Annotated in this window: 27 protein-coding genes; 13 read left to right on the forward strand and 14 right to left on the reverse strand. The window is 73.2% G+C overall.

Going from position 1 to position 24,088, the window contains the following annotated elements:
• Positions 1 to 95: 95 nt before the first annotated feature.
• The 3 genes from BLS70_RS10905 to BLS70_RS10915 all read right to left on the reverse strand — a co-directional run bounded on the left by BLS70_RS10905 (position 96) and on the right by BLS70_RS10915 (position 2,327).
• Positions 96 to 653: a RusA family crossover junction endodeoxyribonuclease gene (locus BLS70_RS10905; RefSeq protein ID WP_091767371.1), complete on the reverse strand. Its 558-nt coding sequence runs from the start codon at positions 651 to 653 to the stop codon at positions 96 to 98.
• 267 nt (positions 654 to 920) lie between these two features.
• Positions 921 to 1,346, reverse strand: a complete 426-nt coding sequence (locus BLS70_RS10910) for a type 1 periplasmic-binding domain-containing protein (RefSeq protein ID WP_091767374.1) — start codon at positions 1,344 to 1,346, stop codon at positions 921 to 923.
• A gap of 180 nt (positions 1,347 to 1,526) precedes the next feature.
• On the reverse strand, positions 1,527 to 2,327 hold the full coding sequence (locus BLS70_RS10915) for a hypothetical protein (protein ID WP_143030393.1): 801 nt from the start codon (positions 2,325 to 2,327) through the stop codon (positions 1,527 to 1,529).
• 312 nt (positions 2,328 to 2,639) lie between these two features.
• Between BLS70_RS10915 and BLS70_RS10920 the strand changes: the two genes are divergently transcribed.
• The 8 genes from BLS70_RS10920 (at position 2,640) to BLS70_RS10955 (ending at position 10,375) form a co-directional block, all read left to right on the forward strand.
• A complete protein-coding gene (locus BLS70_RS10920; RefSeq protein WP_176946366.1) occupies positions 2,640 to 3,587 on the forward strand; it encodes a site-specific integrase in 948 nt (315 codons plus the stop codon).
• A complete protein-coding gene (locus tag BLS70_RS10925; protein ID WP_091767385.1) occupies positions 3,584 to 5,044 on the forward strand; it encodes a hypothetical protein in 1,461 nt (486 codons plus the stop codon). Before BLS70_RS10920 ends, BLS70_RS10925 begins: the two co-directional genes overlap by 4 nt.
• Before the next feature lie 28 nt (positions 5,045 to 5,072).
• Positions 5,073 to 5,429 carry a hypothetical protein gene (locus BLS70_RS10930; RefSeq protein ID WP_091767388.1) on the forward strand — a complete coding sequence of 119 codons (357 nt, stop codon included), beginning with the start codon at positions 5,073 to 5,075 and terminating at the stop codon, positions 5,427 to 5,429.
• Positions 5,430 to 5,520: 91 nt separating this feature from the next.
• Complete coding sequence (locus tag BLS70_RS10935) at positions 5,521 to 6,348, forward strand: DUF5677 domain-containing protein (RefSeq protein WP_091767390.1); 828 nt, start codon at positions 5,521 to 5,523, stop codon at positions 6,346 to 6,348.
• A gap of 170 nt (positions 6,349 to 6,518) precedes the next feature.
• Positions 6,519 to 6,845 carry a hypothetical protein gene (locus BLS70_RS10940; protein ID WP_091767393.1) on the forward strand — a complete coding sequence of 109 codons (327 nt, stop codon included), beginning with the start codon at positions 6,519 to 6,521 and terminating at the stop codon, positions 6,843 to 6,845.
• A gap of 137 nt (positions 6,846 to 6,982) precedes the next feature.
• Positions 6,983 to 8,728 (forward strand): hypothetical protein, encoded by a 1,746-nt coding sequence (locus BLS70_RS10945; protein ID WP_091767396.1) that lies wholly within the window; start codon positions 6,983 to 6,985, stop codon positions 8,726 to 8,728.
• Between the two features lie 81 nt (positions 8,729 to 8,809).
• Positions 8,810 to 9,877, forward strand: coding sequence for a hypothetical protein (locus tag BLS70_RS10950; RefSeq protein WP_091767399.1), 1,068 nt, complete (start codon positions 8,810 to 8,812; stop codon positions 9,875 to 9,877).
• Positions 9,878 to 9,931: 54 nt separating this feature from the next.
• Positions 9,932 to 10,375: a hypothetical protein gene (locus tag BLS70_RS10955; protein WP_091767402.1), complete on the forward strand. Its 444-nt coding sequence runs from the start codon at positions 9,932 to 9,934 to the stop codon at positions 10,373 to 10,375.
• Positions 10,376 to 10,400: 25 nt separating this feature from the next.
• Here the strand turns inward: BLS70_RS10955 and BLS70_RS10960 are convergent, their stop codons facing one another.
• The gene (locus tag BLS70_RS10960) at positions 10,401 to 10,838 is read right to left on the reverse strand and encodes a hypothetical protein (protein ID WP_091767405.1); all 438 of its coding nucleotides are present in this window, start codon (positions 10,836 to 10,838) and stop codon (positions 10,401 to 10,403) included.
• A 294-nt stretch (positions 10,839 to 11,132) separates the two neighbouring features.
• Entirely contained in the window at positions 11,133 to 12,014 is an 882-nt protein-coding gene (locus BLS70_RS10965) for a LysR family transcriptional regulator ArgP (RefSeq protein WP_091767408.1), read from the reverse strand.
• A gap of 70 nt (positions 12,015 to 12,084) precedes the next feature.
• Here BLS70_RS10965 and BLS70_RS10970 point away from each other — a divergent pair, with 70 nt between their 5' ends.
• Positions 12,085 to 12,717 (forward strand): LysE/ArgO family amino acid transporter, encoded by a 633-nt coding sequence (locus BLS70_RS10970; RefSeq protein ID WP_091767411.1) that lies wholly within the window; start codon positions 12,085 to 12,087, stop codon positions 12,715 to 12,717.
• A gap of 3 nt (positions 12,718 to 12,720) precedes the next feature.
• Here the strand turns inward: BLS70_RS10970 and BLS70_RS10975 are convergent, their stop codons facing one another.
• The 3 genes from BLS70_RS10975 to BLS70_RS21060 all read right to left on the reverse strand — a co-directional run bounded on the left by BLS70_RS10975 (position 12,721) and on the right by BLS70_RS21060 (position 14,755).
• Positions 12,721 to 13,170 (reverse strand): GNAT family N-acetyltransferase, encoded by a 450-nt coding sequence (locus BLS70_RS10975; protein ID WP_091768371.1) that lies wholly within the window; start codon positions 13,168 to 13,170, stop codon positions 12,721 to 12,723.
• A gap of 57 nt (positions 13,171 to 13,227) precedes the next feature.
• Positions 13,228 to 13,905, reverse strand: a complete 678-nt coding sequence (locus BLS70_RS10980; protein ID WP_091767414.1) for a hypothetical protein — start codon at positions 13,903 to 13,905, stop codon at positions 13,228 to 13,230.
• A gap of 145 nt (positions 13,906 to 14,050) precedes the next feature.
• A complete protein-coding gene (locus BLS70_RS21060; protein ID WP_218122378.1) occupies positions 14,051 to 14,755 on the reverse strand; it encodes a hypothetical protein in 705 nt (234 codons plus the stop codon).
• Between the two features lie 79 nt (positions 14,756 to 14,834).
• Here BLS70_RS21060 and BLS70_RS21065 point away from each other — a divergent pair, with 79 nt between their 5' ends.
• The 3 genes from BLS70_RS21065 to BLS70_RS10995 all read left to right on the forward strand — a co-directional run bounded on the left by BLS70_RS21065 (position 14,835) and on the right by BLS70_RS10995 (position 18,494).
• Positions 14,835 to 15,611 carry an ABC transporter permease gene (locus BLS70_RS21065; RefSeq protein WP_218122379.1) on the forward strand — a complete coding sequence of 259 codons (777 nt, stop codon included), beginning with the start codon at positions 14,835 to 14,837 and terminating at the stop codon, positions 15,609 to 15,611.
• A gap of 106 nt (positions 15,612 to 15,717) precedes the next feature.
• Positions 15,718 to 17,169 (forward strand): S1C family serine protease, encoded by a 1,452-nt coding sequence (locus tag BLS70_RS10990; protein ID WP_255362396.1) that lies wholly within the window; start codon positions 15,718 to 15,720, stop codon positions 17,167 to 17,169.
• 44 nt (positions 17,170 to 17,213) lie between these two features.
• Positions 17,214 to 18,494: a DUF445 domain-containing protein gene (locus tag BLS70_RS10995; protein WP_255362397.1), complete on the forward strand. Its 1,281-nt coding sequence runs from the start codon at positions 17,214 to 17,216 to the stop codon at positions 18,492 to 18,494.
• Between the two features lie 12 nt (positions 18,495 to 18,506).
• Here the strand turns inward: BLS70_RS10995 and BLS70_RS11000 are convergent, their stop codons facing one another.
• The 6 genes from BLS70_RS11000 to BLS70_RS11025 form a co-directional block, all read right to left on the reverse strand.
• Positions 18,507 to 18,938, reverse strand: coding sequence for a CBS domain-containing protein (locus BLS70_RS11000; RefSeq protein WP_091767420.1), 432 nt, complete (start codon positions 18,936 to 18,938; stop codon positions 18,507 to 18,509).
• A gap of 65 nt (positions 18,939 to 19,003) precedes the next feature.
• The gene (gene rlmB / locus BLS70_RS11005; RefSeq protein ID WP_255362398.1) at positions 19,004 to 19,981 is read right to left on the reverse strand and encodes a 23S rRNA (guanosine(2251)-2'-O)-methyltransferase RlmB; all 978 of its coding nucleotides are present in this window, start codon (positions 19,979 to 19,981) and stop codon (positions 19,004 to 19,006) included.
• Entirely contained in the window at positions 19,963 to 21,363 is a 1,401-nt protein-coding gene (cysS, locus tag BLS70_RS11010; RefSeq protein ID WP_091767423.1) for a cysteine--tRNA ligase, read from the reverse strand. The genes rlmB and cysS overlap by 19 nt, the downstream gene beginning before the upstream one ends.
• Positions 21,364 to 21,373: 10 nt before the next feature.
• Entirely contained in the window at positions 21,374 to 21,895 is a 522-nt protein-coding gene (ispF, locus tag BLS70_RS11015; RefSeq protein ID WP_091768385.1) for a 2-C-methyl-D-erythritol 2,4-cyclodiphosphate synthase, read from the reverse strand.
• Positions 21,892 to 22,578 carry a 2-C-methyl-D-erythritol 4-phosphate cytidylyltransferase gene (gene ispD, locus BLS70_RS11020; RefSeq protein ID WP_091767425.1) on the reverse strand — a complete coding sequence of 229 codons (687 nt, stop codon included), beginning with the start codon at positions 22,576 to 22,578 and terminating at the stop codon, positions 21,892 to 21,894. Before ispD ends, ispF begins: the two co-directional genes overlap by 4 nt.
• A gap of 41 nt (positions 22,579 to 22,619) precedes the next feature.
• Positions 22,620 to 23,102 carry a CarD family transcriptional regulator gene (locus BLS70_RS11025; RefSeq protein WP_091767428.1) on the reverse strand — a complete coding sequence of 161 codons (483 nt, stop codon included), beginning with the start codon at positions 23,100 to 23,102 and terminating at the stop codon, positions 22,620 to 22,622.
• A gap of 124 nt (positions 23,103 to 23,226) precedes the next feature.
• Between BLS70_RS11025 and BLS70_RS11030 the strand changes: the two genes are divergently transcribed.
• Positions 23,227 to 24,081, forward strand: coding sequence for a UbiA family prenyltransferase (locus BLS70_RS11030; RefSeq protein ID WP_091767431.1), 855 nt, complete (start codon positions 23,227 to 23,229; stop codon positions 24,079 to 24,081).
• Positions 24,082 to 24,088: the final 7 nt, after the last annotated feature.

The raw sequence follows: 24,088 nt of genomic DNA on the forward strand, positions 1-24,088 counted from the left end.
GCCGATCGCGACGCAGTGCCGATCGCGACGCAGTGCCGATCGCGACGCAGTGCCGATCGCGACGCAGTGCCGATCGCGACGCAGTGCCGATCGCGCTAGGAGCTCAAGTCCATGTTGCCGAGGATCAGGCGCCGCGCCTTGACCGTCACGCGGATGACCACGCTGTTCCAGTCCGGGTCCTGTACAGGCGCGAGCAGCCGGTCGGTCTCCACGGTGACGCGGGTGATCAGCCGGTCGTCCTGCAGCAGCGTGTACAGCGGATCGTCCGCACTCGTCGGCCGCGCACCCTCCGGCACCTGCTGCGCGTGCGCAGGCGCACTGAGTGCATCCAGCAACGTCTTCAGCCGGTTGTCGATGTCACCCCGGACGATCGGCCCGGCCGCCGACTCGGGGCGCAGGAGGAGCAAGTCGAGCTCTGCGGTCAGGTGCAGGTTGTCGTGGACCAAGGCCCCGTAGAACTGTCCGCTCCGCTCGACCAGGACGGAGATCTCCGTGGTTCCCGCGGGCTTTAGGAGGTCGTGCCGATCGCGCAGCGGCTCGTGCTGCCACAGCTCCACCAACTGCGGGTGCAGTGCATCGCGGATCGCTTGCAGCGACCGTGCATTGCGTTTGCTGCCGGGCAGCGGCCCGTCGTAGGTGAGCGTGAATCGCACGGCTGGACACTACGGAGCAACAGCTCCATGACAGGCCAGTACTCAGTCTCCACCAGCGGCTTGGTGGCGTCACGAACATGGCCAGCGACACCGCGAAGGCTGCATGCAGCCAGGTGCGGCGCCGCACCTGGCCCGCCGTCCGGGGACGTTGGAGCCCCAGACCGGGGGCAATCTGTGGCACGCAGGATCACCGGCTGTTGATTGGTGTCCCTGACGGCCTCGACTGACCGCTGATCTCAGATCCGCTTGACACCGTGCCGGGAGTGGTCAGCCGCCCGATTCCGTGGCGTAGCGGGCTGCCGCCCGCAGCGCCCGCTCTGGGTCGGCGACGGCCACCAGCTCCGGCACTTCGCCGGACAGCAGGCTGGACGGTTGCGTCAGCCACGTCCAGGCCGTCCAGTCGCCGGCGCCGGCGCCGAGAAGCCGCTCGAGCAACGGACGCAGCTCCGAGCGCACCTCACCGGCGTCGGTGAGCTGGAACGCCGGAACTTCCAACGACCCGTCCGGAAAGGTGCACGCGAGGAGTGAACGCTCTCGGCGCCGCGCGGCCACCCAGCCGGCGGTGGCGTTGAGGCCGCTATCGCCTCGGCGGATCGCGAGCTGCGCCAGCGTCAGCCCGTCGGCTGAGAGGCGTGCACGGAAGGCGGCCAGCCGCTCGACCTGCGGCTCCGTCGGACTGGTTCCGTTCACCATGCGCAAGCTACGGCCAAGCACCGACGATCCGCCATGGCCGGCATGACGGGCATGCCGCACCCTCATTTCCGCCTTCAGACGCCAACTCGCGGCCGAGAACGTCGGCGCGTCGAGTCTCTGGGCTGTGGCAAATCGAGCGAGCGGACATGCTGGCCGGTGCTGCTGGGCTGGCAACGACACCTAGTCGTTGGCTCGGGACAGGCGGAGGAATGACCGGCCGGAGTTCGCGTCCTCGACGACGACTGCCTCAAGGTCCCCGGCGCCGGCTCCGTTGTAGCGAGCTGCCACGGCCCGGTTCCCCTCGAAGGTGGTCCCGGTGACCGTGCCCTCGAAGCCGAACCTCTCGAACTGTGCTGCGTAGGCGGCGACCACCTGGTCGGCATCGGCCCCGTCGTCGAGGGCCACCACGACGCCGTACCCGCCGCTCAGGCTCCACGAGTGGGCCGGCGGTCCGACGACGCGTCCGCCCGGTTCGAGGATCGCGACTGCCCCGCCGGTGTCGAAGGCATCCGTGGGCGCCGCCACCGGCTCGCCGGCCTCCGGTCCCTCCCACTCGTCGATCGACGGAGGCGCCGGTGGGAGGTCTGTCTCGAAGCTGACGGAACCCGATGGGACGTCGTAGGCCCGGCTCTGCCGACGGACGAGCACATGACTGAAGCCGGCGCCCTGGAAGGTGCCCCACTGAAGGTTGAACTCGTAGCTGCCGGACCCGTCGTCCCGCACCGTGAGCGCCTGGCACTGGAGCACGCTCTCGTGGAGGACGCCGCAGGCAGCGGATTCCGGGCTGAAGGAGCGCAGGGCGAAGCCGGACTCCTCGGCCTGTGCCACCAAGTCTTTCAGGACCGCGACGGGGTCCTCGCCGGTGATGACAAGGACTGCGTCCCAGGTCTCCTCCTGAGAGCCGGGCCAGCCGTTCTGCGCGCCGGGGAAGACCGCCCCGAGCAGCTCCGCTCCTTCCGGGACCTCAAGCACGGAGTCCATGCGGGACCCCGCCGCCTCCCGATCCGGACCGCTCCCGCTGCACCCCGCCGCGGCCACCAGCAAAGCCGTGCAGATGACGGATGAGCGAACCCACGACCCCCGGACCAGCATCGCGCCATAGTGCCCGAAGTGGATCACTGCGGTCATCCGCATGGACTCGATCGTGCGCTGCAGCAATCGGTGGGCACACGTTCTTGTCTCCCCCCAGTCACAGGGGAGCAACGACACCTGCGAAGGCGAATGCAGCAAGGTGTGGTGCCAGCACCCTGCCGGCCGTCCGGGGACGTTCGAGCCCCGGTCCGGAGGCGATCTGTGGCACGCAGGATCACCGGCCTCCCGAACGGCCAGCACCTGGCTGTTCTGGATCCGGCCGGCAAGCTGGACGACGAACTGGCCCGCGCGGTCGCGCACTGGCACACCGCCGGTACGCACACCGATGGCTCGCTGGCACGGCTGCTGGAGAACACCGCTGCCTTCACGCGGCGACTGAACGCGCAGGGCGTCGCGTCCTACACCGGAGTGTCCCCGGCACACGCCGCAGCGTTCCTGTCGGCCCACACCCGGCACGGGGCGGTACCTGAGCTGGCGACCCGGCACGCACGCCGAACCGCACTGCGCACGCTTTTCCGCACACTGCGCGCACTGGGTCTGCACGACTCAGATCCCACGCTCGACCTGGTTCTTCCGCCGCGTGGCCAGCTGGCCGCACGGCCCCTAACCGACGACGAGGTCGGGCTGTGCCGGGCCAGCGCGCAGATGGGCGCCGGGGCGCGGTCGCAGATGCGGGCAGTGGCGTGGGCGCTGGGCGAGGCCACCGCACTGTCCAGCGAGGTCACGATGGTCCGCATCCGGGATCTCGACGACCCGCACCAGCCCAGCGCCGTGCTGCTCCCGGGCACACGCGATCTCGACGATCGGCCGGGTGTCCTGTCGGCCTGGGGTCGGCGAGTGCTGCACCGGCGGGTCGCCACCCTGCTGGAGAACGGCGCGACCAGAGACACGCTGCTGTGCTACTCCGGATCGGAACCGCCGGGTGGCTCGAAGGCGCAGGCCGCCGCGTGCAACGCACTGCGCAACGTGCTGGCCGCCGCTGGCCTCGGCGCCGAGCCGGACGTACGCCCGGCCTCGCTGAGGCACTGGGCCGGCCGGCGCCTCCACGACCGGGGCGCCCGGATCGAACAGGTCGCCCGAGTCCTCGGGCACCGCAGCCTGGACATCACCGCCGCACACATCGGCCTGGACTGGCGAGGCACCCGATGAGCCGGCGCAGGGCTCGCAGCACCGGGCTGACGACGATCGAGCAGGTGCGGGCGGTCTTCCGGCTGCCGGCCCTATACCAGCTCGGCGCCCTGGTCGAGCGCCGACCGGTGGGCCGGCCCGCGGAGTTCCCGCCGTACCTACTCCTGGGCTACGGGGTGCTGGCCCGGGTGTTCCGCTCCGGCGCCCGCGTGGAGATCGAACTGGCGCAGCCGGCGACGTGGTCGGTGATCGTGCAGAGCGTCGAGCAGATGCGCCGGCAGCGGCCGGACCTGGAGATCGCCGCACCGCCGCGGCAGGCGCCGGGCTGGGACGCCTACCGGTACGCCCGCAACCGGCGGTTCACAGCCGAGGACGTCCTCGAGGAGCTGTGTGAGGAGTTCACCGAGCTCGCCGTCGCGCAGGCCCAGGAAGCAGGGCTGCTGCGCCCGGACGGCCCCGGATCGCTGTGCCACCCGGACCGCAGCCGCGTCGTCTACGGTGACGGGACCGTCGTCTCGCCCATGTACCGCCCGCCGGCCGCCAAGCGCGTCAAAGACGACGACGGCGTCGCCCACACCGTCTACCTCGACGCTGCGGGCAACCCGATCGACGCCCCGCGGAAGCGGTACGACCCGGACAGCGCCGAGCACCACGGCCACACCGGCCCGGTGCACGGGCAGAACTTCGTCGGCCTCTACGTGCGCGGCGACGGCCCGCACCAGCGGATCGTGCTGGCCGTCGACCGGGTTCCTCGCCCCGGCGCGGAAGCCGAGACTGCGGTCGAACTGCTGAAGCAGCTGCATGCAGTCGCCGGCGCCGGGATCCAGGCCGTCGTCTACGACGGCGCTCTGCGCGGCAAGCACATCGACGACCTGATGAGCACCTGCGGCGTGGTGGTCATCAACAAGGTGCACTCCACCTCCCGCTCCCCCGGCCGGCGCCGCACCACCCCGGCTGAGGGCCACCCCCGCTGGTACGCCCTGGGCACCTGGGAGCACGACACCGAACGCGGGCAGTGCACGCACACCCTGGCCGCCGTCGACGGTGCGGTCAGCGAAGTCGGCCTCGATGCCGAGGGCGGCCCGGTGGTGCTCGCCCGCCTGCTGCGGCGACAGGTGAAGCGGCCGAAGCGCAAGAACGGGCGCTACCACTTCACCGCCGGCTACACCGTCCCCTGCCCGGACGGGGAGTTCCTCGCCTGGATCAGCCCGCACCCGCAGCACCCCGGGGACGTCGGCCGCCCCGACGCGATCCGGTTGATCGCCGAGGGCGAGCCGGACTTCGACGTCTACACGCTGCGCAGCGACAGCGAGAGCCACAACAGCGGCTTCAAGCGCACGCTCCTGGTCGACCGCGCCCAGAGCCTCGGCGGCCGCCGCCAGCTCCTCGACTTCCTCAGCTACGGGCTGCTCACCAACGCCATCACCGCCCACCACGCCGCAGCCGCGGCCGTGGTGCCCCTGCGCCGCGCCGCCTGAGCGACCGGCCCACTGGAAGGACGTGCTCATGTCCGCCCACGCCCCCCGCACCGCCGAGCAGGTCCTCGATCTGCCTGACGCCAGCGTCCTGCAGCTGCTCGCTGCCCGGCTCTCCTCCACCGCCGCCGACACCGTCCACGGCCTGCACCAGCGCCCTGGCGTCGTCACCGCGGCCGCGCTAACCCGGGTCCGCTACCTGCTCCTCCTGCTCGCCTTCGACACCAGCCCGTTCGCCTGCCCGGCCTGCAGCACCGACCTCGACGCCGCCTTGCACTGCGCCGCCGAGCACGGCGCACTGGCCGCACGAGCCCAGAACCAGGCCGACCGGGCCGCCCGCCGGCTCGCCGACCTCATCACCACCGGCACCACCAGCCGCTGGGACTGACCAGTGAGCGAGATGCCGGCCGGTGAAGGCGGTGCTCGTGCTTCCCGGCCGGCGGGCTGAACCTGTCCTCGGCTCACGTAAGGATGGCCCCGTGGCCGACATCGCCGACGTGAGCACCAGTGCCTCCCTCGACCGCGTCGACCGCTTACTGCGGCACTGGGAAAGGGCCCAGCAGGACGACGTCGCACTCCGCATCCGGGGACACGTAGAACCGGCCCACGGACTCGCCCTGTGGGGCTTGACGTGCCACGTGTACGAGCAGACCCGCCTGGTCCGCCCCCTCATCGAGTCCCACGGTGGCATCGAGCTCGCGCCGATGATCCGGTCGTTGTACGAGAACGCACTGATGGCCCAGTGGCTCGTTCAGCGGGGCCCCAAGGCGCTGCCCGGCTTCCTGAAGGTGGGAGCGCGTCAGCGGTTCTACCTCGCGAAGACCATGCACGAGGCCAGCTGGACGGGCATGACTGACGAGATCGTGCAGCGTCTCGAGAACGGCATCCCAGAGGAGGGTGAGTTGGCGGCACAGGCCAAGCACTTCGAGAAGATCCTCGGCGACTTCGGGAGCGGTCGTCTGATGTACGCGGTCTACCGGTATCTGTCCGGCCTCTCCCACCCCGGAATCACGCTGGTCGACGCCTACGCCCACATGGACGCTGCGGGCAACGTGAGCCTGCGGCGCGAGGCGGAGGTGCATGACGCCGGCACGTGGGCCTGGACGACCGTGTGGGCCCTCGTGTGGTCTCGGGGTGCACTGGACTCCCTCACCGACGCCAGTCCCGCGCGGCACTTCCTCAAGGGCATGGCGCGCGAAGCGGGCATGCCCGGCTACACCCTCAAGTTGACCAAGGAAGCCGCGGCCAAGGCGTACGCGGATCGGTATGAGGCCGGACGACCACGTCGGCGCACGGCCAAAGACTGACTCACAGCCCATCACCGGCGGGCTGGGACACCACCCGGTATGGGTTCACCTCCGCACCGCACGCCGCCTTGTGCCCCCGTGGAGCGCCCCAACGGTGCAGCGCGAGCGGAGATCCGCTCCGCGCAGCCCGGCACTCCTGCCGGTCCCTGCGCCGTCCAACGGAGGCACCCATGATCCACCCGCAGCTCGACTCCCCCAACCGGCTGCGTCGCCATCAGCTGCTCGCCCACCGCGAAGAGCTCGCCACAGCCGCGATCGAACACCTCGGCCACGACCTGCCCGGCGCCGACGTCCTCTTCCGCGCCATCCACCTCGTCGAGCAGCTGATCAGCGCCGAGTACCCCGACACCTGGCAAGCGCACTACCCCGACTGGATCAGCCGCGACGCCGACCGGCTGCACAACGCCGACACACCTCGCACCGACACCTGCCGGATCTGCCGCACCGCGGCCCGGGCGGTCGTCCGCACTGATCTCGCACCGCCCACCGCGGCCTGACCGCACCACCCCGACCTCGACGAGCCCCGGCACACGCCGGGGCTCGTCGCCCATGCACCACCGCGGGCGACTGCGCACCCCCAAGTCCTTCGGACCGTCCGCCGACGTCTCACCCCGACGTCCGAAGGACCACCCCGATGCACCGCCACTCGCAGCGCACGGCCGCCGGCTACCAGGCGCAGTTCACCGCGAACAGCCTCGCCACCCGGTTCCTGATCGACGACCGACCCGCGCTCACTGACCTGCCACTGGCCGGCCCACGCCGCAAGAAGGAGGGCCGCGGCGGCGCCACCGCCAACCTGGTCGTCTTCCGCACGATCATCCGGAGCCCGCTGCTGCCGGCGTTCACCGCCGCGCTGCCCCAGGCCCGTGGCGGCCGACCCACTCCACTGTCCGACCTGTACTGGGTGTTCTACGGCTGCGCGATGCGCGAGCTGGCCAGCAACGAGCTGCTCGACCAGGAGCTGCCGCAGGTCTGGACCGAGATCCGCAAGGAGTTCTGGTTCGAGCACGGCATCCTGCTGCCCGACGCTTCGCCCAGCGGCAAGATTGCCGGTGGCAGCTACAGCTACCGCAAGTGGCGCACCCGGCGCATCCTCGCCCCCGAGAAGAAGCCCAGCCCGCTGCCGGACCTCGTCGGCCGGCTCACCGACATCTCCATCCCGCTCGCCCTCGCAGTACGCACCGCCGAGGGCGGCAACGTCCCGCGGGCCCTCATCGACCCCGCGGTGTGGGACATCGTCGCCATCGACGGCACCGTCCTCAACGCCCCCTCCGACGTCCGCGAGGAGGAGATCGTCAACGACAACGGCGAGGTCGTCCTGCGGGTCACCGGCAGCCGCGCCAAGAAGGGCAAGCCGCGCGTGCACCACGACGTGACCGACGCCAGCGGCAAGGAGCACGGCGCCCAGAAGGGCCTGTACAACGTCGTCGCCACCACGAAGGGCCTCGACACCTACACCCGGGTCGTGCTGGGCCTGGACATCGGCTACCCCCGCGAGGGCGAGGACCCCGTCGCCATGCGCGTCCTCCGAGCCCTGTACCGCCGCGCAGGCCACCGCTTCCCGGTGCTGACCATCGACGGCATCGGCAAGCCCGGCATGTACCAAGACCTGATGGCCGAGTCCGGCATCTACGTCGTGAACTCCCAGAACGCCCGCCAGCGGGCGAAGAAGGAGTCGGAGGCCGACCCGGCCAACTCACACCTCACGGGCACCACCATCCGGCGCTACGGAGTCAAGAAGGACCAGGTCAAGCTCAGCTACGACACCCCGCTGGGCGCGGCCGACCACGACATCGACGGCGTGGCGCACCAGCACCACCTGATGGCAGACGACGGTGCTGTGTACGAGACCGACCGCCCGCACACCCGGGGCAGCCGCGTCCGCAAGCTCGGCATGCTCGAGCCGAGCAGCGTCGAGCGGCGCCGCGACTCCGACGGCAGGTACTACCTGCTGCTCACCCTCACCCGCAGCTGCTCACACGGCGGGAAGTTCACCACCACGCTCGAGCTGCGGTGGACAAAGCCAGGCAGAGATGGACGGGTGCAGTGGCGGTCGATGGTCGCCAACGTGCGGGTCATCCCCGAGGCGCTGGTCGACAAGTACGCCCTCACCTTCGGCAAGCGCAACCAAATCGAGAGCTTCTTCTTCTGGCTGGAGAAGCGCTTCTACGTCAAGGACCGGCACGCCAGCTGGGGCCGGGAGGCCCAGCTGCTCGACCTCGTCTTCGCCGCGCTCCTGCACAACACCGAGACGTGGGCGCACCTGGCCTACCGACACCCCCAGGCAGCCGCCGACCTCGCGCGCACCCTCGCCCAGCTCCCCGACCACCCGGTCCCGCAGGCCGACGACACGAACCTCGACAGCGAGGTCGCCGCCTGACAACAGGGTGACTGACCAGCACCCAGGGGCTCCGAACGGTGACCCGCGTCCACCCAGACGCGCCTCACCTTCGGAGCCCTCGTGCGTGCCCAGACCGCTGCCCCCTACGACTACAGCCGCATCCTGCGCCGCACCGACCCGGCCAGCTCGCCGCTGTCCCTCCCCATTGCTGACCAGACGGTCGACGTGGCCGCCGAGATGACCGGTGACCTCACCGCGACACTGCCCGCCATCGCTGCCATCTGGCAGCAGGTCAGCCCCGACGCCGACACCACCGGCCAGATGCTCCGCGTCCTCACCGCCTTCACAGCCAGCGCGATCGCCGCCGGCGCGACCACGTGGCACGACGTGGCCGTCGACGACATCGCCTCGTTCATCCACGCCCCCGGTCCCAGCGCCGGAGATGTGTGCCGGCTGCGCAAGAACGCTGTCCACGGCGCGTACCTCGCGCTGTACGACGCGGGCCTGTTCGACGACGTCAGCCCCGCTGCAGGCGTCGACCCCGTCCCGGAGCAGGTTCGCAACGACGACCGCGGCCCGATCCGCACCGCCACCCACGACGAGATGCTGATCCTGCGGCTGGCCACCCGCCTGGCCGTCTCCTCCCGTGCCGCGCACCTGTCCGCCGCAGCCGTCGCCATCTGCTCGGCGTCGGCAACCACCACCGAGGCGCCGCAGGTGCTGTGGGGGCACGCGGGCCTGACCGGCGACGTCCCGCAGCTCACCCTCGCCGGCAGCCCGAGCGCCACCAACGACGACGAGGCACGCATCGACGCCCGCATCGTCACCCTCGACCGCTGGGAGGCCGAAGCCCTCACCGACTGGCACACCGAGGTATCGGCGAAGGACAAGCCCGGCAAGACCTCGCGGGCCGCCTCTGCGACCTCGGTCCTCTACACGGGCGCGCAGGCCCTCGACAGCAACAGCGCGCACGCGGCCGTTGACCAGCAAGTCCGCAAGGCGTTCACGATCGCCGACCTCGGCCGCGAACTCGGGCTCTCCGCCGGGTCACTCCGACTCTGGGCCGCCGCCCGCCACGTCACGGAGTTCGCCACCCTCATCACCGGTGCCAACATCACCGGCATCGACCCGTTCACCCTGCACCGGCGGGTCACCCGCAGCGGCGCACCGGGACCGGGCAGCAGCTGACCCTCCATCTCCCTCAAGACCATCCGGAGAGGCCCCCCACCTACCCTCGCAGGCATGACCAGTTCCCCGGCCGGGGGCAACGCCGGCGATGCCGCCCGCCGCTTTCGGACGGCACTCGAGACGGCAGAGAGCCCGCGGCTACTCGGGCTCAGGTCGTTCCCGAAAGCAGCGTGCGGCGACGCCAGCCGGCTGCTGGCCCAGTACCTACGCGATCGCGGCTTCGGAGAGTGGACCATCGTGACCGCTTGGCGCGACGGCATGTCGCGCACGCACGCATGGCTGGAGCAGGACGGCTGGCTCATCGACATCACAGCTGACCAGTTCGAGGACGTCTCGGAGCCGGTCATCGCGACTCGGCGCTCCGACTGGCACGACGGCTGGGAGGTGCGACAGCCCAGCACCCACAGTGGCGGCCTGGCCCACTACGACTCCACGTGTGGAGCTGACGAGGACTACGACCGGCTGAGCCGCCTCGCTGACCAACTCGAGGCTGCGTGAGCACCCCCCGCGAAGGCCGGCGCGGTCAGCTTGTACGGCGCGCTCGGACTCCCCACTCCATGCACTCCTTCTTCTGGTCCTCCCAGAAGCGTGTTGCCGTCACCTGGTCCGCAGCCGAAACCCGATCCTTCAGTGGGTCGACAAGACCGTTGACCTTGAAGTAGCCACCGCCCGGCCAGCTCTGCCGAGGTCCGGCGACATGAACGACCAGGGAGTCCAACGGCGGGAGCCCGCGCTGGATGCACCGGTCGTGGATGGCCTTCATGAAGTCGGTGACGAGCTGGGACTCTGCGCCTTGATGGAGCTGCTGTGGCTCTGGAAGGCCGGCGGCCGCGAACACTGCTGAGTAGCGAATCGTCTGACCGCGGTCCTTCGCCCGCTCGATGATCGCGTCGATGCCAGCGTCGACCTGTTCTTCGTTGAACGTGTGGCGCGCCACCCGCATCTCCCTGAAGGCCAACACTCTCGCTCCACATCTGGAGCCGTCGTCACGGAGCCTGGAAGTAAAGCAGGCGGGCACCCCAACCTGTCCGAGCACCGCTCACCCGCTTCCAGCGCGACGCGCTCATGACTACTGCTAGATCTCGAAGCAGGCGTTCCACGGGGCGCTGACCTGCGCTCCAGGATCGGCCACATGGCGTCCCGAGACGGCGCAGGCCCTCAAGCAGCGGCGGACACGAAAGCGCAGGTCACCGGAGTTGTTCCCATACCCCACGTCGGCGGAACACGAGAACCAGGTGCGGGCCCAGGATAGGGACTAGCCGGCCGGGGCGAGCTCCCGGTGGGCCGCGGTCAGGACGGCGTCGCGCACCCGGTCCAGCGTGGCTGAGCGCAGCCTCCACTGCTGCCAGTGCAGCGCGACGTCCTCGACGGCCGGCGGGTCGAACGCGACCAGGTCCGCCGTCGTCGCCCGCCGCTGCAGGTCCGGGACCATCCCCCACCCGAGCCCGAGGCCGACGGCGGTCACGAATTCCGCCGACGCCGGGACGTGGTGCGCCGGCGGGGCGACCTCCCCCACCCGAGCCCGCAGGTAGCGGTGCTGGAGGTCGTCGTCGCGGTCGAAGACGACCACCGGGGCCCGGGCGAGCGCCTCGCGGGCCGCGCCGTCGGGAAACCAGCGCCGGACGAAGCCCGGGGACGCCATCGGCCGGTAGCGCATGGTCCCCAGCGGCGTGGAGGTGCAGCCCGCCACCGGAGCCGCCTCGGCCGTCACCGCGGCCATGACCGTGCCGGCGCGCAGCAGGGCACTGGTGTTCACCTGGTCCTCCCGGTGCAGGTCCACGCAGACGTCACCGGCGAGCGGAGCCAGGGCGGGCAGCACCCAGGTGGCCATCGAGTCGGCGTTGACCGCGATCGGCAGGGTCGGCGTCCGATCCGGTTCGTCGTCGCCGAGCTCCCGGGCGACCTCTGCGGCGAGCAGCTCGATCTGCCGCGCGAGACCCAGCACCGCCCGTCCGGAGTCCGTGACCTGCACCGGCTTGCTCCGCACCAGCAGGATGCGGCCGGTCGCCACCTCGAGCGCACGGAGCCGCTGGCTGACCGCCGACGGCGTGATGTGCAGTGCGCGTGCGGCGGCCTCGAGGGTCCCTCCACGCACCGTCGCGTCGAGCGCACGGAGCTGCGCCAGATCCAGGTCCATGAAGCGACGCTAATGCAGCTGTAGAATCCTGAGCTGGACCAGGGCCCGCCCGATTCCTACCGTTCCGCCCGTGCTCGCCGGTCCCGCTCTGGTCGCCCTCGCGTCGGGCTTCGCGCTCGGCCTCGGTCTCATCGTCGCCATCGGCGCGCAGAACGCCTTCGTCCTCCGGCAGGGGCTCCGCCTGGAGCACGTGGCGCCGGTGGTCGTGGTGTGCGCGCTGTCCGACGTCGCGTTGATCGCCGCCGGGGTCCTGGGCGCCGGTGCCGCGGTCTCCCGGGCGCCGCTGCTCATCCCCGTCGTGTGCTTCGCCGGTGCGGCCTTCCTCCTCGGCTACGGGGCGCTGGCCGGCCGGCGCGCCCTGCGGCCGGGGGTGCTGGTGACCGAGGCCGGCGGGGCCGGCGCCGGTCTGGCGGCGGCCGTCGCCACGTGCCTGGCGCTCACCTGGCTCAACCCGCACGTCTACCTGGACACCGTCGTCCTGCTGGGCTCGATGGCTTCCACGTACGGAGAGCACCGGTGGCAGTTCGGCGTCGGAGCGTGCGTGGGCAGCGTGCTGTGGTTCTCCGCGCTCGGCTATGGCGCACGCCTGCTGCGGCCGGTCTTCGCCCGGCCGGCGGCCTGGCGAGTGCTCGACGCCGTCATCGCCGTCGTCATGACGGCGCTGGCCGTCTCGCTCGTCGTCCGGGGGCTGGACGCCCGCTGACCGTCAGGGCCACCGGTAGCGCACGTCGGGCTCGCGTTCCTGGTTGCCGGCCCCGTCGGTGCGCTCGACGGCGACGAACCCGTGCCGCTCGTAGAAGCGCCGGGCCGGTCCGTTGACCTGGAACGTCCACAGCTGCAGCCCGGAGGGCTCGCGCTGCTGGGCGAGCGCGACGAAGCGGTCGCCGATCCCCTGCCCGCGCGCGTCCGGGTCGAGGTAGAGCTGGTCGATCCACCCCGGGGACAGGGCGAGGACACCGACGACGTCACCGGCGGTCTCGGCCACCCAGGTGCCGGCGCGGACCACCAGCTCCTCGCGCACCCAGCGGCGCACCTCGTCGTCCGGGTGCGCGCGCCGGACCGTCGGGAGGGCGGCGTCGAACGAGCGCAGCCACACCTCGGCGACGGCCGCGCCATCGTCCGCCCGGGCCGGGCGGAGCACCACCGGATCGGCCACGGCGGCCACGCTGCCAGGCCGGGCCGGGCCGCACGACCGGTTTACCGGCCGGCGCGCTCAGGCGGCGCCGGTCCCCGCTGCCGGGAGGTCGCGCACGTGGTCGGCGGGGTTGCTGCTGAGCGACGGGCCGTCGGCCAGCCAGCGCGCGAAGCCGGTCCCGTCCCGGCGCTCCAGCTCGTCGAGGATCGCCTCCCGGCGGTCGACCACCGACCTGCGCAGGCCGGGCCCGATGCGGGCCTCCAGCAGGGCCGCGGTGCGCAGCCACTCCTCACCGAGAGCCCGCGCGCTCAGCCCGCCGACCGAGGGCCGCGGCAGCACCGGCCCCTCCAGCCGGACCGGGCGCGGTGGCACCGAGGGGGACGGCCGCGGAGCCGGCCGGACCGCGGAACGGGACCGTGCACCGGCGCGGCGGAGGTGCAGGCCGACGGCGACGGCCGCGACGACGACGGTCACGAGCAGGGTCACCACCGCGCCCGCCACCGCGGCCAGCCCGGCGAGCAGCAGGAGCACGCCGGCGGTCCACCCCGCCACCCGTCCGCCGGTGTCGAGGGCCCGGCCCCGTCCACCGCCGGGCATCTCGGACGCCATGCCCGCGGAGACGGCGCCCACGACCGCCGCGGTGACGAGCACGGTGACCAGCCCCGGGCCCCGGAGCGCCAGGGCGCCGACCACCGCCAGCGCGGCCGCGGCGAGGAGGGCGAGGAACTGAGCTGACCGGACGAGCGGAACGGGCACGGACGGCCTCCGGGAGACGGCAGGGGACGACCCGGGCGGCCTGCCGGGCGCCCGGTGCGGCCGCACTACCCCTGGATCGCGAACCATGCACGCGTCCCCGGTGTGTCGCGCTTGGACCGGCGCGCCCCGCCGGACGCGCCGTCGGTCAGCCGGCGCCGCCGCCGGACCGGGGCTCCTCGCGCAGGAACTCCGCCGGGTTGCTGCCTCGATCCGTCCCGTGCGCCAACCAGCGCGCGAACCCCTCCGGATCGCGCCGCTCCAGCTCGTCGAGGACCGACGCCCTGCGCGCTGCGACCGCCTCACGGGTGAGCGGCTCCGGTGCGGCGTCCAGGAGTGCCGTCGTGCGCAGCCACTCCTCGCCGAGCGACCGGCTGCTGAGGATGCGGACCGGCGGGAGGACCGTCCTCGCGCTGACGGCCCCTCCGATGCGGAACGTCGGAGCCGCGGGGTGCAGCGGGGAGAGGACGACAGGGCTCTCCGGCTCGTCCGGCAGCGGCGCTCCGGCCCGTGCGGCGCGGCTCGGGTCGGACCGGCGGAGCACCACGGCGGCCGCGGCGAGCAGCGCACCGGCGAGCAGGGTCGCCGCCGTCCCGACGAGCAGCGCGGCACCGCAGACGACCAGCAGCCCACCGGCGGTCCGTGCCGCCGCCCCCGCCCCCGCGACCAGGGCCACCTCGCCCACCCGTGACTCCTCCCAGGCCGCTCCTGCCCAGGCAGCACCCACCAGGGCGGTGGCGACCGCCAGGCCGAAGACCGCCGAGCCGTCCAGGCCGAGCCCGCCGACGACCGCCAGCACGGCCGCGAACGGTGCAGCGAGAACCAGTGCGGGCCGTCCGGGGAGACCGGGCACGGGCGTCCTCCTGCTGGGCTCGGGCGACGTCGACGGCCGGCCGCCTGGCCGTCCGCGTCACCCGCCAGTATTCACGTCCGTGGGCTCCTCCGTCGTCGACCCGGATCTCCGGCTGGCCCTCGTCCTGCTCGCCCTCACCGCGCTCGCCGCAGCGGCCGGCCGGTTCTCCGGTCTCGGCGAGCAGCGCCCGGTCCTGGTCGCCGCGGTCCGGGCCACGGTGCAGCTGGCCGTCGTCTCCGCGGTGCTGCTCGCCGTGGTCGAGTCGCTGCTGCTCTCCGCGGCCTTCGTCCTCCTCATGACCGCCATCGCGTCGGTCACCGCGGCCGGACGGGTCAGCGGCCGGACGCTGCGCGCCCCCGGTGCCCGCGACCGGCTGCTGGCGACCGCGCTGCCGATCACCGTCGGTGCCGCACCGGTCGTCCTGCTGGTGCTGGCCAGCGGGACGGTCCCCTTCCGGGGTGAGGCGGTCATCCCGATCGCCGGCATCCTCATCGGGGGCGCCATGACGGCGACCTCGCTGGCCGGACGGCGGCTGCACGAGGAGCTGGACTCCCGGCGCGGCGAGGTGGAGGCCGCGCTGGCCCTCGGGCTGCTCCCCCGCGACGCCGTCCTGTTCGTGCTCCGGCCCGCGGCGACCTCCGCCCTGATCCCGCCCCTGGACCAGACGCGCACCGTCGGTCTGGTGACCCTGCCCGGCGCCTTCGTCGGCGTGCTCCTGGGCGGCGGGACCCCGCTCGAGGCCGGCGCCGCCCAGCTGCTGGTGCTCCTGGGGCTCCTGGCCACCGAGATGCTGGCGGTCTGGGCCGTCACTGAACTCGTCGGGCGCGGGGCATTGCTGGAGGACGTCCCGCGTTGAGCCGTCCAGACATCTCACAGAGATCCTCCAGCCGGGCGCCAGTGCGCGGCAGGACAGTGGGACCGTCGCGCCGGCCGGATGGCCGCGCGGAGGGAGGAGAGGACCAGTGAGCGAAACCGGATCGCCGGGTCACACCGGACCGGTCGGGCCCGCGGAGGGCTCCGGCCAGCAGCCGGGAGGCCCCGACCGCACGCCGACCGCTCCGCAGCCGTCCTACGGGCAGCCGAGCACCAACCAGCCCTACGGGCCTCCGGCCGGGCAGCAGCCCTACAGCGGGACGCCGTACGGACAGCCCTACGGCCGGTCCCCCTACGCGCCGCCCCCGCCCGGATCCCCGCCTCCCGGGCAGCCCTACTGGGGCCCGCCACGCATGCCGACCACCCCCGTCCCGAACCCCTCCGGCGGGCTGCCGCCCGGCGCCGCGCCGGCCGATCCGGGCGCGTTCGCCGCGCCGGCCCGCCGCAGCGGCCGGCTCAGGACGGGGCTGGCCGGGCTCGTCGCCGGCGCGCTCATCGGCGGTGCCGCCGGCGCGGGCGTCGCCACCCTGGACGACGACGGCGGCCGGTCGGGCTCCTCGCCGGTCGCCGCGCAGAGCGTGGTCATCGAGAACCCCGAGTCGGCGACGACGGCCACCGCGGCCGCCGCCAAGGCCGCGCCGAGCGTGGTCACCGTCTACGTGACCAGCCGGTCCAGCGCGGGCAGCGGCTCCGGCGTCGTCCTCACCGAGGACGGCTACGTGCTCACCAACAACCACGTGGTCGCCGGCGAGGACGGCAACGCCGGGACGGTCCAGGTCCGCACGGCCGACGGCACGCTGTACGACGCCGAGGTGGTGGGCACCGACCCGTCCGCCGACATCGCCGTGGTCAAGCTCGCGGACGCCTCGAACCTCACCCCGGCCACCTTCGCCGACTCCGACGACGTCCAGGTCGGCGACGTCGCGGTCGCCATCGGTGCTCCACTGGGCCTGTCCAACACCGTCACCGACGGCATCATCAGCGCCACCGGGCGGGCCGTGCAGACCGGTTCCTCGCAGGACGAGGCGACCGTCATCGACGCCATCCAGACCGACGCGGCGATCAACCCGGGCAACTCCGGCGGCGCCCTGGTCAACGGCGCCGGCGAGGTGATCGGCATCAACACCGCGATCGCGACGGTCGCGTCGGGCAGCTTCGGCGGCGAGGCGCAGAGCGGCAACATCGGCGTCGGCTTCGCGATCCCGAGCAACACCGCCAAGCGGATCGGCGACGAGATCCGGGAGACGGGCAAGGCGAGCCGCGCCTTCCTGGGCGTCAGCTCCCGCACCGCCGCCCAGGGCCAGAACACCGAGGTCGGCACGGGCGCGGAGGTCGTCTCGGTGGAGCCCGACAGCGCCGCCGAGGACGCCGGCCTCGCGGTGGACGACGTCGTCGTCGCGGTGGGCGACCGACCGATCACCACCTCCACCGAGCTGACCGCCGCGGTGCGCAGCGAGGCCCCGGGCGCGACGATCGAGCTCACCGTCCGGCGGGGCGGCGACGAGCGCACGGTCGAGGTCACCCTCGGTTCCACCGGCTGACGCCCAGGCGGGAAGGGCGGGCGAGGGTCCCTAGGCTCGGCGACGTGCCGGAACCTCGACCGTCCCTCCCGCTGGTCGGCTCGCTCGACGACCCGCAGCGGGCCCGCGACCTGGCCCGGATGAAGCGGCTGGCCACCGGGCTCTTCCTGCTCGCGGCGGCCGTCTTCGTCGTCTGCGTGCTGCTCGGGCCCGAGCGCGGCGCCTGGGTCGGGTACGTCCGGGCCACCGCGGAGGCGTCCATGGTGGGCGCCCTGGCCGACTGGTTCGCCGTCACCGCCCTCTTCCGGCACCCCCTGGGGCTGCCGATCCCGCACACCGCGATCATCCCGCGCAAGAAGGACCAGATCGGCGAGAGCCTGGGCACCTTCGTCCAGGAGAACTTCCTGACCCGCGCGGTGGTCGAGGAGAAGCTCGGCACCATCGACGTCCCCGGCCGGCTCGGCGCCTTCCTGGCCTCACCGGGCCGGGCCGAGCGCCTCTCCGGGGACGCCGCCGCGGCCCTGAGCGCGGTCACCGAGCTGCTCCGCGACGAGGACCTCGAGCCCGCCGTCGCCGCGCTGGTGCAGCGCAAGCTGCACGACACCCCCGCCGCACCGGCCCTGGCCCGGGTCCTGGAGCTCGTCGTCGACGGCGACCGGCACCAGGAGGTGCTCTCGGCGGCGATGCGGCTGCTGTCCCGGTTCCTCGAGGAGAACCGGCTGGTCTTCCGCGCCCAGCTCGGCGACGCCTCCCCCGCCTGGGTGCCCGACTGGGTCGACGACCGGGTGTTCGACCGCGCGTTCGCCGGCATCCAGCGGTTCTTCGACGAGGTGGGTGCCGACCCCCGGCACGAGCTGCGCCGGTCCTACGACGTCCGCCTGCGGGCCTACGTCGAGGCGCTGCGCACCGACCCGGGGACGGCGACCCGTGTCGAGGCCCTCAAGAAGGAGCTGCTCGAGCACCCCGCGGTGCGCACCTGGTCGGGGTCGCTGTGGTCGAACGCGAAGACCGCCGTCCTCACCGCCGCCGCCGACCCCGGATCGGAGCTGCGCGCCCGGGTCACCGAGCTGGTCCTGCACGGTGCCCGGCTCCTGGAGTCCGACCCGACCGTGCGCGAGCTGGTGCAGCGGCACTCGCGCACGATCGCCGGTTACCTGGTGGAACGGTTCTCCGGCGACCTCGCCGACCTGGTGAGCAGCACGGTCGCCCGGTGGGACACCGACGAGACCAGCCGCCGGATCGAGCTGCAGGTCGGCCGCGACCTCCAGTGGATCCGCGTCAACGGCACCGTCGTCGGCGGGCTGGCGGGCCTGGTCATCTACACCGTGGCCCAGCTGATCGGCTGAACGCGGCGGCCCTCAAGGCGTCTGGATGTAGTCGACGAGCTGGCGGCGCTCCTCCTCCAGCTCGTCGAGCCGCGCCTTGACGACGTCGCCGATCGAGACGATGCCGACCAGCGCGCCGTCGGCGACGACGGGGACGTGCCGCACGCGGTGGTCGGTCATCGTCCGCGCGAGGGCCTCCACGTTGGCGTCCGGCGGGCAGACGTGCACGTCCGCGGTCATCACGCTGGACACGGGGGCGGCGAGCAGGTCGGCGCCGCGCGCGTGCAGGCCGCGGGCGACGTCCCGCTCGGAGACGATGCCGTCGACCCGGCGGCCGTCGGAGGAGACGACCAGCGCACCGATGCCCTTCGCCGCCAGCAGCGCGAGGGCGGACCGGACGCTGGCCGACCCGTCCACGGTGGCCACCTCGGGATCCTTGTGGCGGAGCAGTTGGCTGATCTGCACGAGGTCCTCCTCGGGGCGGTGGCCGGGAGTGTGCTCCTCCTTACGCCCCGAGGGCAATGCCCCGCTCAGCGGCGTGCGGCCGCCGCGGCGTAGAGGGCGATGCCGGCGGCGACGCTGACGTTGAGGGACTCGGTGTCGCGGTCGATGGGGATGCGCACCACGATGTCGCACTTCTCCCGGACCAGCCGCGACAGGCCGGTGCCCTCGGCGCCCACGACCAGCGCCACCGGGTCGGCGAAGCCGTCGTACTCGTGCAGGTCGACGTCGCCGTCGCCGGCCAGGCCCACGGTCTGCAGCCCGGCGTCCTGGTAGGACCCCAGCGTGCGGGCCAGGTTGACCGCGCGGGCCACCGGGATCCGGGCCGCTGCTCCGGCGCTGGTGCGCCAGGCCGATGCCGTCATGCCGACGGCGCGGCGCTGGGGGACGACGACGCCGTGGGCGTCGAAGGCGGCCGCGGAGCGCACCACGGCACCGAGGTTGCGCGGATCGGTCACGCCGTCGAGCGCGACCAGCAGCGGCGGGCGCCCGGAGTTGCGGGCCAGGTCGATCAGGTCGTCCGGGTGCGCGTAGTCGTAGGGCGGCACCTGCAGGCCGATGCCTTGGTGCAGGGCCCCCTGGGACATCCGGTCGAACTCGGCCTTGCCCACCTCGAGCAGCGGCAGCCCTCGGTCGGCGGCCAGGCCCAGCGCCTCGGTGATCCGCTCGTCGGTGGCCCGGGCGGTGTCGCCGGTGACGACGTACAGCGCCGTCGCGGGGATCCGCGCGCGCAGCGCCTCCACCACCGGGTTGCGGCCGAGCAGGAGCTCGGGTGCCTCCTCGGCGCGCTGGCGGGCGCGGGTCCGCTCGGCGCGCTGCCGCTCCGCGGCCTGCGCCTTGCGCTGGGCGGGGTGGCCGTAGCGCTCGGCGGCGGGCGGGGTCGCCCCGCGGCCGGCCAGCGACCGGCGGTTCTTGCCGCCGGTGCCGGCCGAGGCCGTCTTCTTGCCTGCGCCGGTCGTGCGGCCGCGGCGCTGGCTGTTGCCGGCCATCAGCGGGTCAGCTCCCATCGGGGTCCGTGCGGGGTGTCCTCGACGGAGACGCCGAGGGTGGTGAGCTGGTCGCGGATCGCGTCGGCGGCGGCGAAGTCCTTGCGCGCCCGGGCGGCCTGGCGCTGCTCGAGCGCGAGCGCCACCAGTCCGTCGGTCGCCTGCGCGAGCCGTTCGTCGGAGCCGGAGGCCCACTGCGGGTCGAGCGGGTCCAGCCCGAGGACGCCGAGCATGGCGCGGACCGAGCCGAGCGTGCCTGCGACGGCGCGGTCGTTCCCGTCCGCCAGGGCGGTGTTGCCTTCGCGCACCATCTCGTGGATCGCGGCAACGGCGGCGGGCGTGCCGAGGTCGTCGTCCAGTGCGTTGGTGAAGTCCGCACAGAGCACGGCGGCACCCGCGTCGGGACCCACCCGATCGGCTGCGCGCTTCACGAACGACTCGATCCGCCGGTACCCGGCGGCCGCCTCGTCGAGCGCGGCGTCGGTGAACTCGATCATCGACCGGTAGTGGGGGGCCACGAGGTAGTAGCGCAGCTCGACCGGGCGGACGCGCTGCACGACCTCGTCGACCAGCGCGGTGTTGCCCAGCGACTTGCTCATCTTCTCGCCGCCGAGGGTGACCCAGCCGTTGTGCATCCAGTAGCGGGCGAAGCCGTCGCCGGCAGCGCAGGACTGGGCCAGCTCGTTCTCGTGGTGCGGGAAGCGCAGGTCCAGACCGCCGCCGTGGATGTCGAACTCGGACCCCAGGTACTTGCCGACCATCGCGGAGCACTCGAGGTGCCAGCCCGGGCGGCCGCGACCCCAGGGCGTGTCCCACGACGCGGTCTCGGGCTCGCCCTGCTTGTGCCCCTTCCACAGCGCGAAGTCGCGGGGGTCGCGCTTGCGGTCGTCGGTGTCGGTGTCGCCCGCGGACTGCAGGTCGTCGAGCCGCTGGCCGGTGAGCGCCCCGTACTCGGGGAAGGAACGGACGTCGAAGTAGACGTCGCCGTCCACGGCGTAGGCGTGCCCGGCGTCGATCAGCCGCTGCATCAGCACGATCATCTCGGGGATGTGCCCGGTGGCCCGCGGCTCGTACGTGGGGGGCAGGACGCCCAGGACGGCCAGTGCCCGGGTGGCGGCGAGCTCGTTGTCGTACGCCCAGGCCCACCACGGGACGCCGTGCTCGGCCGACTTGGCGAGGATCTTGTCGTCGATGTCGGTGACGTTCCGGACGTAGGTGACGTCGAGCCCGCCCTGCATCAGCCACCGTCGCAGCACGTCGAAGGCGAGCGCGGCGCGGATGTGGCCGATGTGCGGGCGGCCCTGCACGGTGAGACCGCAGACGTAGACGGACGCCTCACCGGCACGCAGGGGCGTGAAGTCGCGGACCGCACGGGCGGCCGTGTCGTACAGGCGGAGGCTCACTGCTGGGAGTCTACGGAGTGCGAGGAGCCGCTTCCGCCTGCGGAGAGCCCGTCTCCCCCGTCCGGACCACCAGCGCGGTGGCGATCGCGGCCCGGCCCTCCCCGCGGCCGGTCAGGCCCAGCCCGTCGGTGGTGGTGGCGGTGACGCTCACCGGGGCGCCCAGCGCGGCCGACAGCACCGCCTCGGCCTCGGCCCGGCGCGGTCCGACCTTGGGGCTGTTGCCGATCAGCTGCACCGACGCGTTGCCGACCTGCCAGCCTGCGGCGGCCAGCACGTCGCGGACGTGTGCGAGGACGTCGGCGCCCCGGGCGCCGGCCCAGCGCGGGTCGTCCGTGCCGAGCAGCCCGCCGATGTCACCCAGCCCGGCCGCGGAGAGGACGGCGTCGGTCAGCGCGTGCGCGACGACGTCGCCGTCGGAGTGCCCGGCGCAGCCGTCGACCCCCGGCCACTCGAGTCCGGCGAGCCAGCAGGTGCGGCCGGCCTGGACGGGGTGGACGTCGGTGCCGGTGCCGACGCGGGGCAGGGCGCTCACCACACGGGCTCCCGGGCGTCACCGGCACGCAGGACGAGCTCGGCCAGGGTGAGGTCGTGGGCGACGGTGACCTTCGCGCACAGGTCGTCGCCGGCCACGGTGGCCACCGGCACGCCCGCCCTGCGCACGACCGCGGCGTCGTCGGTGAGCTCGGCGTCGGCCTCGAGCCCGGCGTAGGCCGCCTCGAGCGTCGCGCGGTCGAAGCCCTGCGGGGTCTGGACCCTGCGCAGCGGGGCGCGCGGCACGGTGTCGGTGACCAGGCCGTCGGCGTCGACCAGCACCGTGGTGTCGACGACGGGAAGGACCGGGACCACCGCGGGAGCGCCGGCGGCGAGCGCGTCCAGCACCCGCGCGATGACCGCGGGCGGGGTCAGCGGGCGCGCGGCGTCGTGCACCAGCACCGCGGTGGCCGCCGGGCCCACCGCGGCCAGGCCCGCGCGCACGGAGGCGGTGCGGGTGGCGCCGCCGTCCACGACGACGACCCCGGCGGGCAGCGCGGCCTCGAACTCGGCTCGCTGCGCAGGCGGCACCACGACCACCACCTCGGCGACGCCGCCGTCGAGCAGGGCGTCGACCGCCCGGCACACCAGCGGGCGGCCCGCGAGGGGCACCAGCGCCTTCGGCAGATCGGCCCCCAGACGCGAACCACTCCCGGCCGCTGCGACGATCGCTGCAGCGTGCACGGGAGTGGTCCGGATGTCTCGAGCGCTCAGGGCGGCCCTGTTCAGCTGGCGAGGACCTCGTCGAGCAGGATCTCGGCCTTGTCCTCGTTGGTGCCCTCGGCGAGCGCGAGCTCGCTGACGAGGATCTGCCGGGCCTTGGAGAGCATGCGCTTCTCCCCCGCCGACAGGCCACGGTCCTTGTCCCGGCGCCAGAGGTCGCGGACGACCTCGGCCACCTTGTTCACGTCACCCGAGGCCAGCTTCTCGAGGTTGGCCTTGTAGCGGCGCGACCAGTTGGTCGGCTCCTCGGTGTGCGGGGCGCGGAGCACCTCGAACACCTTGTTGAGGCCTTCCTGGCCCACGACGTCGCGAACACCGACGATCTCTGCGTTGTCCGCGGGGACGCGGACGGTGAGGTCGCCCTGGGCGACCTTGAGCACGAGGTATGCCTTCTCGACGCCCTTGATGGTGCGCTGCTCGATCGCCTCGATCAGTGCGGCACCGTGATGCGGATAGACGACGGTCTCGCCGACAGTGAAGCCCATGTGAATGTGACCCCTTTCGCTGTTCCCAGACTACCACGGCAGACTGACCCACCGGACCCGGCCGGTGTCGCAAAGGCGCAGGTCAGAAGGCAGGTCCGTCCTCCGGCGAGGGGTTGACACAGGCATGGCTGATGTGCGTGCACGGGGCCCGCGGGCGGGTCTCGGGCCGGCCCTGGCGCGCGCCACGCACCCCGGCCCGGCGGTCGCGGTGACCCTCGTCGGGACGCTGCTGGCGGTCGCGGCGGGCACCGGCCCCGGCCGCACCGCACTCGTCTGCGCGGCTGTATTCGCAGGTCAGCTGTCCATCGGGTGGAGCAACGACTGGCTGGACGCCGATCGGGACCGCGCCGTCGCGCGGGCGGACAAGCCCGTGGTGCAGGGTGCGGTCGAGCCCCGGCTGCTGCGCACCGCGGCGCTCTCGAGCCTCGTCGCCGCCGTCGTCCTCTCGCTGCTCCTCGGGGTGGTGCCCGGGCTGCTGCTACTGGTCCTGGTGGCCAGCGGATGGGCCTACAACGGCGGCCTGAAGCGCACCGCGGCCTCCGGATTGCCCTACGTGACCGGTTTCGGGGCGCTGCCGGCCGGCGTGGTCGCCGCGGCACCGGGCACGCCCGCGGCACCGTGGTGGCTGGTCGCCGCCGGGGGCGCCCTGGGCGCGGCGGCCCACCTGGCCAACGTCGCGCCGGACATCGAGGACGACCTGGCGACGGGGGTCCGCGGTCTGCCGCACCGCCTCGGCCCGGTCCCCTCGGCCATCACCTGCGCGGTGCTCCTGCTGGGCGCCTCCCTCGTGCTGGTCCTCGGCCCGGACGGGCCGCCGACCCCCGCGGGGTGGGCCGGGCTCGTCGTCGCGGTCCCCGCCGCCGTCGTCGCCGCGCTGGCCGGCACCTCCCGCGCCCGCCGGCTGGCCTTCCCCGCCGTGATGCTGCTGACCGTGCTCGACGTCGTCCTGCTGCTCACGGGCGGCGCCGGCCTCACCTGAAAGAGGA

The sequence above is a fragment of the Blastococcus aurantiacus genome, from assembly GCF_900102425.1.
GTDB classification, from domain to species: domain Bacteria; phylum Actinomycetota; class Actinomycetes; order Mycobacteriales; family Geodermatophilaceae; genus Blastococcus; species Blastococcus aurantiacus.